General features: G+C 56.7%; 14 protein-coding genes. 9 read left to right on the forward strand and 5 right to left on the reverse strand.

The annotated features are described in order from the left end of the window. Positions 1-53 precede the first annotated feature (53 nt). Together IAE40_RS03890 and IAE40_RS03895 are read left to right on the forward strand one after the other, a co-directional pair. Complete coding sequence (locus tag IAE40_RS03890; protein WP_063542993.1) at positions 54-914, forward strand: N-acyl homoserine lactonase family protein; 861 nt, start codon at positions 54-56, stop codon at positions 912-914. Positions 915-1,037: 123 nt separating this feature from the next. Next, positions 1,038-2,258 (forward strand): MFS transporter, encoded by a 1,221-nt coding sequence (locus tag IAE40_RS03895; RefSeq protein ID WP_200602704.1) that lies wholly within the window; start codon positions 1,038-1,040, stop codon positions 2,256-2,258. Positions 2,259-2,861: 603 nt separating this feature from the next. On the opposite strand, the gene IAE40_RS03900 is transcribed toward IAE40_RS03895, so the two are convergent. Continuing rightward, complete coding sequence (locus IAE40_RS03900) at positions 2,862-3,803, reverse strand: aromatic alcohol reductase (protein ID WP_197892800.1); 942 nt, start codon at positions 3,801-3,803, stop codon at positions 2,862-2,864. Between the two features lie 96 nt (positions 3,804-3,899). Between IAE40_RS03900 and IAE40_RS03905 the strand changes: the two genes are divergently transcribed. The 3 genes from IAE40_RS03905 (at position 3,900) to IAE40_RS03915 (ending at position 6,786) form a co-directional block, all read left to right on the forward strand. Further along, positions 3,900-4,403 carry a winged helix-turn-helix transcriptional regulator gene (locus IAE40_RS03905; protein WP_063542999.1) on the forward strand — a complete coding sequence of 168 codons (504 nt, stop codon included), beginning with the start codon at positions 3,900-3,902 and terminating at the stop codon, positions 4,401-4,403. Between the two features lie 417 nt (positions 4,404-4,820). Next, on the forward strand, positions 4,821-5,633 hold the full coding sequence (locus tag IAE40_RS03910; protein WP_200602705.1) for an alpha/beta fold hydrolase: 813 nt from the start codon (positions 4,821-4,823) through the stop codon (positions 5,631-5,633). Continuing rightward, a complete protein-coding gene (locus IAE40_RS03915) occupies positions 5,626-6,786 on the forward strand; it encodes a PAS domain-containing sensor histidine kinase (protein ID WP_200602706.1) in 1,161 nt (386 codons plus the stop codon). The genes IAE40_RS03910 and IAE40_RS03915 overlap by 8 nt, the downstream gene beginning before the upstream one ends. 52 nt (positions 6,787-6,838) lie before the next feature. On the opposite strand, the gene IAE40_RS03920 is transcribed toward IAE40_RS03915, so the two are convergent. Then, a complete protein-coding gene (locus IAE40_RS03920; RefSeq protein WP_197892807.1) occupies positions 6,839-7,096 on the reverse strand; it encodes a DUF2790 domain-containing protein in 258 nt (85 codons plus the stop codon). 572 nt (positions 7,097-7,668) lie between these two features. Here IAE40_RS03920 and IAE40_RS03925 point away from each other — a divergent pair. After that, positions 7,669-7,890 (forward strand): hypothetical protein, encoded by a 222-nt coding sequence (locus tag IAE40_RS03925; protein ID WP_186667693.1) that lies wholly within the window; start codon positions 7,669-7,671, stop codon positions 7,888-7,890. Positions 7,891-7,980: 90 nt separating this feature from the next. Here the strand turns inward: IAE40_RS03925 and IAE40_RS03930 are convergent, their stop codons facing one another. The 3 genes from IAE40_RS03930 to IAE40_RS03940 form a co-directional block, all read right to left on the reverse strand. Beyond that, positions 7,981-8,430 (reverse strand): hypothetical protein, encoded by a 450-nt coding sequence (locus tag IAE40_RS03930; RefSeq protein ID WP_125930728.1) that lies wholly within the window; start codon positions 8,428-8,430, stop codon positions 7,981-7,983. 523 nt (positions 8,431-8,953) lie between these two features. Continuing rightward, on the reverse strand, positions 8,954-9,403 hold the full coding sequence (locus IAE40_RS03935) for a hypothetical protein (RefSeq protein ID WP_153772541.1): 450 nt from the start codon (positions 9,401-9,403) through the stop codon (positions 8,954-8,956). After that, a complete protein-coding gene (locus IAE40_RS03940) occupies positions 9,400-10,308 on the reverse strand; it encodes an NAD synthetase (RefSeq protein ID WP_200602707.1) in 909 nt (302 codons plus the stop codon). Before IAE40_RS03940 ends, IAE40_RS03935 begins: the two co-directional genes overlap by 4 nt. A 353-nt stretch (positions 10,309-10,661) precedes the next feature. Between IAE40_RS03940 and IAE40_RS03945 the strand changes: the two genes are divergently transcribed. The 3 genes from IAE40_RS03945 to IAE40_RS03955 all read left to right on the forward strand — a co-directional run bounded on the left by IAE40_RS03945 (position 10,662) and on the right by IAE40_RS03955 (position 13,527). After that, positions 10,662-12,251, forward strand: coding sequence for a hypothetical protein (locus IAE40_RS03945; RefSeq protein WP_200602708.1), 1,590 nt, complete (start codon positions 10,662-10,664; stop codon positions 12,249-12,251). A 264-nt stretch (positions 12,252-12,515) separates the two neighbouring features. Then, the gene (locus IAE40_RS03950; RefSeq protein ID WP_065863316.1) at positions 12,516-13,025 is read left to right on the forward strand and encodes an HvfA family oxazolone/thioamide-modified RiPP metallophore; all 510 of its coding nucleotides are present in this window, start codon (positions 12,516-12,518) and stop codon (positions 13,023-13,025) included. An 82-nt stretch (positions 13,026-13,107) separates the two neighbouring features. Beyond that, positions 13,108-13,527 carry an organic hydroperoxide resistance protein gene (locus IAE40_RS03955; protein WP_054893555.1) on the forward strand — a complete coding sequence of 140 codons (420 nt, stop codon included), beginning with the start codon at positions 13,108-13,110 and terminating at the stop codon, positions 13,525-13,527. Positions 13,528-13,541 lie beyond the last annotated feature (14 nt).

Below are 13,541 nucleotides of genomic sequence, written 5' to 3' on the forward strand. Positions count from 1 at the left end.
ACCCGTCCTGACGGTCTGTCTTAACCCAAGCGTCGCCTGCAAGGAGAATCACCATGGCACTGAAGATCCATCCTATTAACCTCGGAAACATGCAGATGGATTCGAGCGGTCTGGTCATGTTCCGGAACCCCGGCGAGCACGTCACCATCCCGGTTCTGGGTTTTCTTATTACTGGAGGGGAGGAACCGATCCTGGTCGATACGGGGTCACGCAATGCCCAGCAGTATGAAGAATATGGACTGACGTACGAAGTGACGCCGCAAATGACGCTTGAATACCATCTGGCCCAGCATGGGTTGCGGATGAAAGACATCCGGCACATCGTCCACACGCATGCTCATATCGATCATGTCGGCATGACTGATCTCTTCCCGATGGCGACTACTGTCGGCATCTCCCGTCGTGAGCTGGAGTTCGCTGCATCCGGCATCATGGGACCGCTCATGTACACCGCGGCTGATACCAAGCATTTGATTGATCGTCTCCACACTCGAGGCGCAATTCGCCTGTTCGATGTCGACGGCACGTTCGAAGAAGAGGTTATCCCTGGCGTAGCAGTTCGACTGTCAGGGGGACACACGCCAGGCTCGATATCGGTCCTGGTCGAAACTGACGAAGGAATGGCGAATATCTGCGGCGACATCGCCTATGACATCCACGACCAATTGATTGAGCCCATTCTCGATCAAGCGTCCCATGAGCCGACGATTACAGCGAATCGTGCCATGTCCACACTGGATGAAAAGAGAGCTCTCAAGAGGGCGCTTGCAGACAGCAAATTCCTGCTTCCAAGTCACGACGCCCCTGCCTTGATCAAGGGCGGAAAAGTCGTAGGGCGTATGCTCGATGCGATTTCTAATCCACAAGCTGACGCTACAAAAGCGATCAACTATTCGCTTTTGGCTTCAGTGTGACGCATGGCTTTCATCACCTTTGCACGCGCTCGCCCTTGGCGAGCCGTGCGCTTCGGGACGGGAACACTGGTATTTGCGATGGGCGTATGCCTGTTGATCAACCGCTTACTGTGAGCACAAGTCATGGACCAGATTCTGATAACCCCTGGAATAAGCATTGCCAATGACGACAAGCAGCGTCTTGGCCCGCGGACTCGTTTTGGGCTGCTTGCTTCCATCACAGTGACTTTCCTGGCTGGATCCAGCGTACCTACGCCGTTGTATCCGATCTATCAGGACCAGTGGCATTTCACTGCGATGGGCATCAGCTTTATCTTCAGTATTTATGCCATATCAGTACTCGCCGGACTGCTAGTGTTTGGACGGCTGTCCGACTATGTCGGTCGTCGATCAGTACTGTTGTGGACGACTGTTTTGCAATTGGTGGCCATGTACATGCTGGGTGTAGCTGATGGCTTCACGGATCTAGTGCTTGGCAGGCTGATTCAAGGCGTGTCGACAGGAGCTGCTGTTCCAGCGGTAGGCGCAGCCTTGATTGACCTCAACCACAAGCGCGGCGCGGTCGTGAATGCCCTCACTCCTGCCATCGGCAGCGCTGTTGGCGCTCTGATGGGTAGCGTATTCGCACAGGCATTACCGTACCCCACTCATACCGTGTTCGCGGCGCTAGCTTTTATTTTGGCCATTCAGGGCGTTGGTCTACTCATCATGAGGGATGTCCGCGCAAGAATACCTGGGGCTGCCCGGTCACTGATGCCTCAATTCAGCATACCCGTGCATGTGCGCGGACCAATGATCATTGCATCGTCGCTGTTCGTTGCTGGCTGGGCTGTCGCCGGTTTTTTTGCTTCGATGGGGCCACGGCTAATTGAGCAGCTCTTTGCGCTACCCGCGTCATGGGCAGGAGGATTGGTGTTGGCGGCTTTCGCTGGAAGTGGGGTAGCTGCTATCGGGACATTCGTTAATCGGTCAATGCATACCCTCTCCTGGATTGGTGCACTGGGGCTGCTGACCGGTATGGCTATGGTCTTGGCCTCATTGATCACCGGTTCGCTCACACCCTTTATCTTTGGCGTTGTGATTTCCGGAGCTGGCTTTGGTGCTGGTTTTCAAGGTGGCATCAGACTGGTTTTATCCAAGTCACGTGCCGAGGAGGTTGCGGGTGTATTGTCCGTTGTCTTCCTCTGTTGCTACCTCGGTATGGGTGTTCCGGCGATGATCGCTGGGTACGCGGTAGCTAGCGGATACGGCATCTTCGATACCGCAATAGTCTTCGCCATTCTGGTAATGAGTCTTTCATTCGTAGCGGTTTTCAGGATGATGAATGGTGGCGGTAAGGTATGACGCTAGTAGAAAAGTAGAAAAGGCCACATTAAGTGGCCTTTTCTATGTGCAGCTTCTGGTCAGCGACTCCGCGACGAATGCCCCGATGTGCCTGGCAGTGGCGATGGGGTATTGCATGTGGGGGCCGTGCCCGGCATCCGGCAAGCTGAGTTGGGTCAGCGCCTGCTAGGCTCTGCACGAAAAGCCTTGATACTCGGTGATGCTGCGTTGAAAACAGCCTGGTGCGCCAGCCCGGTCGAAATGCTCATTTACAACCCGTAAAGTCGAGCGCGACTCCGACCGTTCCTCGGCTGTTTTCGCCTTGCCTGACCTTCGTCTCATAACTTTTCATACAGACCCTAGTTCTCTGCAGGGAATACGATATCGTGATCACCGCCTATGTGAAGTACTGGGATGTCGGTGGTCTTGAGGACCTGCATTACCGCTTCTACGGGAAATACCGGGTTCTCCGGAGCGTCGCCGAGTTGCTCTGCGGCCCAGGCAGTTGGCACCTGCGGACGAATTCAGTCCCTTTCGTGTTGGTACGACTCCTGGCTCCCGCACCAGGCCCACCCTTTCACCCTCCCAGGCGCATCTCCGAACTTCCTCACCTTCTGTTAGCGCTTATCTCCCTTGAAGGTTTGCGCGAGCCCACTGCTCGGCGGTCGTGACGTGAATCGCCTGCTGTTCATTAAAGGTGCCCGCTTTCGGCCAGGCCACGCCTCGGCCCTGGGCAAACACGGCCCGGTACTTCTTGATGTGATGAGTCGGGTCTTTTTCCAGTTCGTCCATCAGATACGGAACCGTCCATTCGTTACGTTTGAAAGGTCGTCCAAGGACACGTTCGAGCAGCCCAGCAACTTCATCGTAAGTAACCGTATCGCCCGAGAGGTACACGATTTCGTTGCGCAAGCGGGGCTCGAAGAAAACGATTTCTGCTGTCAGCGCTCCGATGTCATCGGGTGTGGTCAGGGTGACGCTGTTATCCAGGCCGCCCAGCGCGTTCACCGTGTCATTCTCGAAGTCCACCACTTCGAAAATGGGCTCAAACATGAAGCTGGTGAACATCCCCGTCGAGATGATGACCCACTCAGTCTTGTCTTGAGCCCTCAGCAACTCGCGGACGTCAAGCTGGGCATCGAAAAGGTCCTGCGGGCTTCCGCGTCCAATCACCTCAAAATCCACGCCGAACTGCCACGGGAAATAGCGCTTGACGCCGGATTTCAGAGCCGCAGTGGCAAGCTTCATCGGAGTTTCTCGGCCTGCAACCATCCCTGCGCAGCCAATGACGGTATCGAATTGAGCGAATACCGCCGCCAGCTGGTCGATGGAGTCGCTCACCAGATCGGCAGCGACCATCTGAATGCCGAGGCTACGAAGTTCATCGATTTCGGCCTTTTTCGCCGGGACTTGGGTGTTGATGGTGGATTCGCGCAGCAGCACGCTGACCGTTGAGCCTGGGGCTCGTTCTGCAACCCGAGCAAGGTTGCGAAGCACGGGCAGCCCAAGCTCTCCTGCGCCTAATACGAGGATCGATTGAGGGGTTGGCTGGGTGGGATGGGTCATGATTTGTCCTGGTTAAAGTTGCCTGTAAGATGGACAAATGCTTGCACGACTATGCAGCGCTCGTAAGAAGGCACACGCGTGATACCAGGGGGAAGCATGGCCGATCATGAAGCTTTGAGGCAGGCGCAAGCCATCTGCCAGACGCTTAGAGAGGATGACGATGGGGTCAGGCGTGAGGTACTTGCACATGCGGGCAGTCGCTGGTCTCTGGGCATTCTGCATGCGCTAGGTGTCTACGGCACGATGCGCCACGCCGATATCAAACGGCAGTTGCGTGGCATTACACAGCGCATGCTGACCAAGACACTGCGATCACTTGAGCGGGATGGCTTGGTCAGCCGACACGAGTTCCAAGAGATTCCGCCCCGTGTTGAATATGACCTGACTGCACTAGGGATGCAGCTGCTTGTCCGCATGTCGCCTATTTGGACGTGGGTGGTTGAAAACGTGGAGCAGATCCGCGAGGCCCGCCACAGGTTCGACAGTCAGGACGGAAAGACACCGTTCTGGCAAGAGCCCGTTCCGATGCCTGCAAGTTCGGTTACTGGCTATGACAGCCCGCTGATAGAGCAGGCTATAACAGCGAAGAGAGACAAATGATTGTTGCGGACACATCGAGAGTTCACCTCGAAAGTGTCTGGTCCGCGATACCCTCATGGCCGCTAACGCTTCCGCTTTACAACGCCTACAGCCACGTCCTGTCCACATGGCGGGGCTTAGCGCTGAACCTCTAGATCGGATCTGTGCTCGATCAGCAAGCAGGTCGAGCATTTGAAACTGGCCTACATCTGAGCCCGCCCGTCCCGAAATCTGCTCGAACGGCGCCTCGCTCAATAATCCGCGGGCTATGTCCAGGCTTATCGCGTATGGTGCCCACGTGTGCCTGTGCTGGCACAACAGTCACGTTCAACCGCTGCGCAAACCATAGTCGTACCCCGCTTGTCCCATGACTCACCTAATCTTTCGGTAGATTGGGGCGGTCAGTCGCTGCTAATAGCCAATTACCCCAGGATTTTTATGACCCTGCAGAAGCGTAACAACGTGCATATTGCTGGGGACGGAGGGGCAACCTTGATCCTGGCGCATGGGTTTGGCTGTGACCAGAGCATGTGGCGGTTGCTGGTGCCACATTTCGCCAAGAGCTTTCGCGTTGTCACCTACGATCTGACCGGCGCCGGGCAGTCTGACCTGGGAGCTTACGATCATGGCAGGCACGCGTCGCTGTGGGGGCACGCAGCGGATCTTAACGAGATCATCAACGAATTTGCGAAAGGCCCTGTGATCCTGGTCGGGCACTCGGTCAGCGCGATGATCTGTGCCTTGGCCACTGTGCAGTCGCCAGAGCGGATTGCTGCACTGGTGATGATCGGCGGTTCGCCTTGCTACGTAGACAAGGGTGACTACACCGGCGGATTCTCGCCGGATGAAGTGCTGCAAATGCTGGCCACCATCGACGACAATTATCTCGGCTGGGCCGGGACCATGGCGCCTGTCTTGATGGGGGCACCGGGGCAGCCGGGGCTTCACGAAGAGCTGCTGGAAAACTTTGCCCGCACCAACGCCTTTATCGCCAGGCATTTTGCCCGTGTGATTTTCCTGTCCGATCACCGGCAGGACATTTGCGGGCTGTCGACACCCACGTTGATCCTGCAATGTCCCGGCGACGTGGTCGTGCCAATGGGGGTTGGCGATTATCTGCACCGCGTGCTGCCCAACAGTCAGTTGAGCATCATCAACAACATCGGCCATTACCCGCAGTTGAGCGCACCCAGTGCATGCACGGCTGCAATGGATGCTTTCTTCGTAGAACGTGGGTTCAGTGATGGATGACGCCGTGCAGTTGTTCACAGCATCGTATTTCGAGAATGCCCCGTGCGGACTGGTTGTCATGGCCGCGGATGGCGCCATCATCCGCGCCAACCAGACGTTCTGCGATTGGCTGGGATACGACTCGACGCGGATGCACGCGTGCAGTTTCGACCAGTTGCTGACGGTGGCTGGGCGTGTGTTCCAAAGCACACACTGGAAGCCATTGATGGACATGCAGGGCTCTGTTGCGGAGGTTAAGGTCGATCTGCAACACCGCAATGGAACAGCTGTTGCCATGTTGCTGAATGGTGTACGGCAGGCAAGTGAAGACGGTGTCGTCTACCAGTTGGCGTTGTTCGGCATTAGCCAGCGAGACCGCAATGAGCGGGGGATATTCTTGGCAATGCAGCGCGCCGAGGAACTGCTGGCGCAGAAGGCGGCTGCCGAATCGGCTTTGCAACGTGCCCAAGTCGAGTTGGCCGCAGCCTATGAGGATGTGCAACATCGGGCACTGCTGGCTGAACGAATGGTCGCTGTGGCTAGCCATGACCTGAAGAATCCGATGACGGCCATCAAGATGGCTACAGAGTTGCTTGCACGCGATGTCCAATCCGACCGGGGGCGTCGACTGCTGGACAGCATTAGCACTTCTGCTGAGCGAGCTCAGCGGATGATCGTCGATCTTCTGGATTTTGCGTCGATCAAACTCGGTCAAGGCATCGGCATCCGGCGCCAACAAGTTGATCTTCTGAAGGCCATGGATCAATCCGTGAGTGAGCTCAGGATTGTTTTTGGCAATGCAAGCATTCGTCATCTATCTCGTGGGCAAGGGACATTCGAGGTGGACCAGGACAGGTTGCAGCAGATGATCGGTAACCTGGTCGCCAACAGTGCGGTATATGGCGACCTTCGCTATCCCATCACGCTCACTACCGAGTTCTGCGCCAAAGGTGTGGTTTTGGGCGTTCACAACCACGGCCCTGCCATCGCCGAGGAACTGTTGCCGAAGTTATTCGAGCCGATGACGCGTGGTAGCGACCGGCAAGATGCGCTGCGTTCGCTCGGGCTTGGTTTGTTCATTGTCAAGCAGATCGCCGAAGCCCATGGTGGCCGGGTTACCGTGACGTCCAACCCAATCTATGGCACCACTTTCATCATCCACTTGCCCTATTGATCTGTCGGCACTGCGGCACATTCCTTCACGGATTCAGAAACACTCCAAAGTCTCAGTCGTCAGTCAAACCTTTCCCCATCGCTGTGTATTCAAGCGTATGCCGCTGGCCTTTGGAGTCTTCGTAGATCATGCGCGCGGGCACCAATTCGCGCACGTCGGGCACTTCGCTCACGGAGATCACTCGGGCAATGTCCAAGTGCTGCGAGTAGTTGTACCGCTCAACCGGCGGCTGCTTGAAAGCCTGCGTCACTTCATTGGCCATTGCCGTGCTGCAAAGGCCGCCAAACACCAATGCCACTAATGCTTTCATTTTGGAGTTACCTGTCTGTCGTGAGGGGGCTTGCGGCGCCGCGAGCGCCGAGTTGCACCCAGTGTTCTACAGGCGGATTAGTTGAGGGTTAACAGACCAGGGGCGACCTCTCAACGCGTATGTCGGACTGTTCCCAAAATTCGGTTCACGGCTTCTTCTGGCTTCGCCGCGCCTTGCACTGATGCCCCGTTAGGCATAAATTCCCCCAGTCGCGGCAACCTCCGCGACCGGGTTTGGCGACCCGGGAAAACTTGGCGCAAAGCGCCCCACACGATTGCAGGCGCTTTTTTTGCGTCCGCAGCCTCGTGCCATGGCGGCTGTGCGTGGGAGACCTTCGGGTCTGCCGGGTTCCAAGTTCCCGGTTCGCCAACCTGCGTACAGCTGCCACCCAATTGTTTGGCGACGATGCGTGGCAGCTCCAACCTAACTTGGAGTTTCATGCATGTTTATCGCTATCCCTTACAGGATCCTCGCATCCGCTCTCCGCCGCTGCTCATCGGCTCCGGTATCTCGACCCCATCGCTTTTTCCCTATCCACAGTCAGTCCACCCGCGAACTGAGACAGGTGTCCCATGACTGACCACGAGCGCCTTTCCACAATCCAGTCCTATGCCTGGACCCTCGAACTCCTGGGCGAGGCACTGGCTCAATACGACGAACTGCTTGAGTGTGAGCACAACCCGCAGTTGAGCGGTCGAGGTGCGGCGGGGATTCATCAGGCCATCCGCATCATCGGTCGGATGACGGCGGAGGAGTGTGGGAGGTTGATTGATTTGGCGGGGGAGGCTGTGTAGCTGTTGGAGGTGTTGTTGGCCCTCGACTGCAGGGGCCGCTTTGCGGCCCTTTCGCGGCACGAGGCCGCTCCCACACGGATTGGGTTTGAACTACCGACGGAGCTTTTCATAGGCGATCCATTCCTCACGCATTCGCCGGATCACTTGAAGTCTTTTACACATTTGGCGGTAGCGGCGGCTGTTGTAGCAGGCGAGGGCCGAGGCGGCTGAGAGCATGCCCACCAACGAAAACAACTCTAATCCAGGCTTGAAGTAGCTTATGCAGTTGGCTGCAAGGCATATCACCAATACCCCTACAATCCACCATGTGAATTTTCCTCTGCCACGGATTACCGAGTACTGAGCGCACCCCAGCACGGTCGTGCCCAACATCAGCAGAGTAAAGGAGTACTCAAGGTAGTTTGGATGCTTGCGAAAGTAGACATCTGCTATGGCGCCTGCTCCCGTAGAGATGGCGATAATTGCCAGCAACATTGCCAGCGCAAGGATCGGGAAAAATCGTTTGAGGAAAGTCCTCACACAAAAGGTAAGGAACATCATTCACCGACATCCTCGATCAACGTTACTGCAAGATTTTCGATCATCCCGTTTCCTATGATGCCGACTCCGCTGTTGAAGGACTCACCAATCATTGCTGAGTCGCACTACGTGGCTGGGTTGAAGAATTGGCTATCTCTCACGATCAGCGACGGATTGCCTGCTCTATGGCTTTGATCGTTTCGGGTCTGATGCCCTGGGGGGCGGTGACTTCGATTCTCGGTGGACTTCGCGGTGGTGCTACCGGTGTCACTTGGGCCGCCTTGGCTTTGGCTGCTGCGCGGGCTTGTAATTCGGCCCGATGGAGAAAGCTCTGGTAGCCGGCCCAAGCTTTTACTACTAGTAGGATTGCCACAAGTAAGAATGTCCAGACATTGCTTCTGCGAACTTGGCGTAGCCAATTCCGGATGCCACTGGCCTGCATCGTGACTACCTCCGAGAGCCTTTTTAGCTGCTTTGGAATTGCCGGAGCCGCTTTGCGACCCTTTCGCGGCACGAGGCCACTCCTATACGGATTGGGTTTGAGCTACCGACGGAGCTTTTCATAGGCGATCCATTCCTCGCGCATTCGCCGGATCACTTGAAGTCTTTTACACATTTGGCGGTAGCGGCGGCTGTTGTAGCAGGCGAGAGCCAAGGCGGCGAAGAGCATGCCAGTCAGCGATATCAACTTCATGCCAGGTTCGAAATATCCTCTACCGCTGGCAATAAGACATATGGCTAGCATCCCCACGATCCACCATGTCGCTCCTGTTCTACCGCGAATAACGGAGTACTGAGCACTGCCCTGCACAACGCCACACAGTCCAAGCATGGCGACCATGTACTCAAGGTAGTGGGGGTGCTTGTGAAAATAGATATCGGTAATCAGTCCGCATGCTATCGGGACAGTTACCATAGTCAGGAGCATGCCTAGAGCTTTGATTGGAAAAAAGCGTTTGAAAAATTTGCTCCAAGGAAATGTGAGGAACATCATTCTGCTAACTCCTCAAGCAAAATTACTGCAAGATTTTGGATTATTTCACTGCTGGCAATACCGATGCCGCTGAGAATGGACTCAATAATAAGTGCTTTTGTCGTGTTCCTGACTTGTGTAGGTGTAAACCGTTTGGGGAAAATGCCAAGGCGCTGCTTGAGCTTAAGTTGCTTGGCTGTTAGCGATGGGTGCCGGATGGAAAGTATTTCTGTCATCAGCTTGCTGCGTTGCTGACGCGTCAGCTCTCTGCTCGATCCGAACCATCCCAAGCCTGTGGTTCGCTTAAGTATCTGGAGATATTTGATTGTATTAAGGGATGCGCTGGCGATGCCAAGGAGAGAGATTGTTTCCAGAAGCGGTGAGAGAATTTTAAACCAAGTTTCGTGGTCCAGTTCATCGTTTGCTTCCGGTCGCGTGAGTTCCAGATAAACACGCGTTCCACCCAGATAACACTGAACGGCGGAAGCTCCAAGTGCAGCATGACCAGCAGCGCTTATCACAAGTCCGATACCCCCTGTGAAAGCGGCTACAGTGCCGCCCGACCACATCAGTACCACTCCACCTATCAACCCTGCACACGCCAACCCCGCATCCCAAATATCCGAAATCAACCTGGACTGCCGCGGATCCTTCACCTGTTGCTCAAGATACTGCTCAGCCGTAACCGCCCTAGGCAGCTCCTGCAACACCACCCTCTTCGGCAGCACACTGCAAACAGGCTGAAACGCCCGCAAGGTAATCGCGTTGTAATGAACATCGACATAAACCACCCCCGCCCCAACGATGGCGGGATCGCGGTCGATTGCGGCATACAGTTTGGAAAGATCGATCGAGCTTTCGATCCGCTCTCGGGCGAAAGGCTTGAACGGGTTGCCACCTAGTTCCGTGATGGGCGGGCGAGGCATGACGGGTCCTGAGCAGGGCGTCAGGAGAGACCGTTGGGTCAGCCGCTAGCCCGCGATTGAGGGACTCGCGAGCATAAGAAGGTGGCATTGGGGAGTATGTCAGACTGTTCCGGGATGGTGGTCGGAGGAGGCTTGGCAGGTCATGGATAGATGAAATTGTCCTTTTACCGCCAGGCATAACAAAGATTATCGGCAGTTTCAGCCACCATTACCGCGCCCGAGGCGTATGCCCGCCACTCCGAGCGCGCATGCCGCTGTGAGGTTCGACGGTGGAGGTCGCCGGGGCGGATTTCGGCTCGATCGAGGACGTGGGCGGTGCTGGGTGATGCTGGCTTAGATACGCGATCGGCCTTATGATGGCCGACCTTTCCGCAACACAAAGAGATGCGGAGAACATAGACTTCATAATTGAGAGTGGTGAGATGGAAGCGGCGCGTATTGAAGGATTCAGAGGTTTTTTTTCAAGAAATGTTCAGCCCATATGTTTTCTCGTAGCCTACTTTATTCTGGTTGTTCTCGGTAACTTGATCTATGCATCACCTTGGGGTTATGAGGCGATTGCGATCACTGAATATCCTACCGCCGTCTTGCAGCTCAATCATATCTTCAGTACCGGCTTCTGGGTGCTGCTGCTCATGCCGTTCGTGGTCACGCCGGCCGTAGTCTATGCGGTCAAGAGGCTGGCCGGAGACAAGGTGGACGCTGTCAGTCGAAGATTTCCCGAACTGACAGAGCGGTGGTTCGTCATCTTGTTTACCCTGGCGTGTACCTACGTGCTGTTCAGCTTCTATCGGCACGGCGTGGCGGAGCTGTTCATGTCGGGCCGTGACTCGATTTCGTCAGTAGTTGCCCGATTCGAAATTCGTGAGCGCCTGAGCTTCGTGGTCTTTATCGTGCTGCAAGCCGTTGTGCCTTATTTGTCATACGCGGCGATCATCAATGCATCGAAGCGGCCGGGCTGGTTCTGGAAAGTGGCCGCAATCATTTCAATCGTCATGGCCTCGCTGTTCTTTATCATGATCAACATGAAATGGCCGGTCGTTCTTTACTATGCAGGTGCAGTGCTCGCCATTTTCATGCATACCGAACGGCACGCTTACGCTAAAGCGATTGTGGGTGGCGTGCTGGTTGTCGCGACTTACTTGTTGATCTCCACCGTGGTGTTTCGTTTCGGGCAGTCGAGCGAGCCACCGGTGGCGCAAGCGTTCATCGGTTCGGTGCAAGTGATCGAGGACGCCGAGCTTTCCGCGCAAGGTAACGAGTCGGCGATTGTCGCTGCCGCTGAAGTGGCTGCCGTTTCGCCGGTAGTTGCTCAAGAACCTGCAGTGGCGGTGGTAGAAACTGCACCTTCGCCGCAGCCACCGATGGTTCCCGAGAGTCGCAAGAGTGCCTCCATCGCCGAGCGTGCTGCGCAGTTGTCCGAAGTGGCGATGGGCGCAGCGCCAAGCCTGATGATGCATCTGGTCAACCGCATGTCGATCCCGTATCCCTATTACTATCAAGAGTTCACTGATCATCCATCTGCATGTGGCGGGATTCTCGCCCAGGCGCGGCCTGGTCCGAAGTGCCGGCCTTCCACCTACATCTACGACAAGATGTTCGCAGGCCGGGCCGATCAGTTCCTCGGCAAAGGCACTGCACCGGCGGCGGTACATATCTCAGGCTACGCCGTTGGCGGCTGGCCTGTGGCAGTCATTTCCCTGCTATGCGCCAGCATCATCATGGGCATCATGGCCAGCATGCCGCTGAACGCCAGCTCTACCATCTCGGCATTCGGCATCATGGGCGCCCTGGCGGGCTATCACTTCTCCCAGGTGCCAGGAGAGGGTGTCATCTTCTACGAGCACGGTTTGTTCTGGACGTTCTCGGTGATGATTGGCTACTGCATACTCGTCTACTGTTTCGGACGCCAGCCTGGTTCGCAGGGGCCTGTCCAGGCCTGATAGCTGATGATCGACGGCGCCTTCACGGCGCCGTTTTTGCACCCACCGTTGACGCTCCTGTCGCGATTGTATCGCCCTGTATCTCATCCCTGATCCTGCGTACTTGCATACAAATCCCTCCCTCTCCGGATACGCCCCCGATACACGCTGACGTTCAAATGGCTCCACCCGAACGAACGGGGCCAGGCGCCCGGTTCATCGGCTCTCTCGCCCTAGGGGCAATGAACCCAGCGGTACGACCGCACTGACATCCGGAGAAATGCCATGTCCCATACCCCGATTTCCACCAAGGCTCGCATCGGCCTGTTCGCCATCGCCCTGGCAGGCGGTATCAACGTCACCAGTTCCGCTTTCGCTGTTGAAGCACTGCCGCAGGGCTACCAGCTTGCGGCCAACGAGAAGGCCCCGGAAGGCAAGTGCGGGGAGGGCAAGTGTGGTGCCCAGGGCAAGGCCACCCAGGCCGAAGGCAAGTGTGGCGAAGGCAAGTGCGGTGGCCAGGCGAAAGCCACTGGAGCCGAGGGCAAGTGTGGTGAAGGCAAGTGCGGCGATGCCTCCTTCGCCCGCACCGACACCGACCACGATGGCCGCGTTTCGCGTGCCGAGCTGCTGGCCGTGGCGCCGAAGGCCAACGCCGAATTCGATGCGATCGATGCCAACCACGATGGCTACCTGTCCGAGGCGGAGGTGTATCAGTTCCGCAAGCATCAGTTCGACGCCAACGGCAAGCCGTTCCCATCCGACCTTTACAGCCGCCTGAGCCAGGCCAAGCAGTAACGGCCATTCGCGCCCTTCCCGCACCCTTGGTCGGGGAGGGCCGTGCGCAACGTCCTGATCGCCCAGAAGGAGATGCACCGTGATTACCCCTCTGACAACCACGCTCTACACCGCCCGTACTCACACCAGCGGCGGCCGCGACGGCCGCGGTCGCTCCAGTGATGGTGCGCTGGACCTGCCGCTGAGCCCGCCCGGCTCCGGACGTCCAGGCACCAACCCTGAGCAATTGTTTGCCATCGGCTGGTCGGCCTGCTTCATCGGCGCATTGCGTCGTGCGGGGCAGAAGTTCGACATCCGCCTGCCCGAGGGCGTGGCGGTGGAGGCTGATGTGTCGCTGGGCAATACCGCCGATGGCGGCTTTGCATTGGCCGCTCAGTTGACGGTGCACTTGCCCGGGCTTGCCCAGGAGGACAAGCAGAAGATGGTGGCCGAGGCGCACCAGATCTGCCCATACTCCAAGGCGACGCGGGGCAATATCGAAGTGGGTTTCGTGATTGTGTGAGGTGGTTGGAGCCC

The organism is Pseudomonas sp. S44, from assembly GCF_016624805.1.
Classification (GTDB): domain Bacteria; phylum Pseudomonadota; class Gammaproteobacteria; order Pseudomonadales; family Pseudomonadaceae; genus Aquipseudomonas; species Aquipseudomonas machongensis.

Coding starts and splice junctions, on each gene's coding strand:
- IAE40_RS03890 (WP_063542993.1), top strand. CDS start 54: ATGGCACTGAAGATCCATCCTATTAACCTCGGAAACATGCAGATGGAT.
- IAE40_RS03905 (WP_063542999.1), top strand. CDS start 3,900: ATGGCCGATCATGAAGCTTTGAGGCAGGCGCAAGCCATCTGCCAGACG.
- IAE40_RS03930 (WP_125930728.1), bottom strand. CDS start 8,430: ATGATGTTCCTTACCTTTTGTGTGAGGACTTTCCTCAAACGATTTTTC.
- IAE40_RS03895 (WP_200602704.1), top strand. CDS start 1,038: ATGGACCAGATTCTGATAACCCCTGGAATAAGCATTGCCAATGACGAC.
- IAE40_RS03925 (WP_186667693.1), top strand. CDS start 7,669: ATGACTGACCACGAGCGCCTTTCCACAATCCAGTCCTATGCCTGGACC.
- IAE40_RS03945 (WP_200602708.1), top strand. CDS start 10,662: ATGATGGCCGACCTTTCCGCAACACAAAGAGATGCGGAGAACATAGAC.
- IAE40_RS03950 (WP_065863316.1), top strand. CDS start 12,516: ATGTCCCATACCCCGATTTCCACCAAGGCTCGCATCGGCCTGTTCGCC.
- IAE40_RS03900 (WP_197892800.1), bottom strand. CDS start 3,803: ATGACCCATCCCACCCAGCCAACCCCTCAATCGATCCTCGTATTAGGC.
- IAE40_RS03940 (WP_200602707.1), bottom strand. CDS start 10,308: ATGCCTCGCCCGCCCATCACGGAACTAGGTGGCAACCCGTTCAAGCCT.
- IAE40_RS03935 (WP_153772541.1), bottom strand. CDS start 9,403: ATGATGTTCCTCACATTTCCTTGGAGCAAATTTTTCAAACGCTTTTTT.
- IAE40_RS03920 (WP_197892807.1), bottom strand. CDS start 7,096: ATGAAAGCATTAGTGGCATTGGTGTTTGGCGGCCTTTGCAGCACGGCA.
- IAE40_RS03915 (WP_200602706.1), top strand. CDS start 5,626: ATGGATGACGCCGTGCAGTTGTTCACAGCATCGTATTTCGAGAATGCC.
- IAE40_RS03910 (WP_200602705.1), top strand. CDS start 4,821: ATGACCCTGCAGAAGCGTAACAACGTGCATATTGCTGGGGACGGAGGG.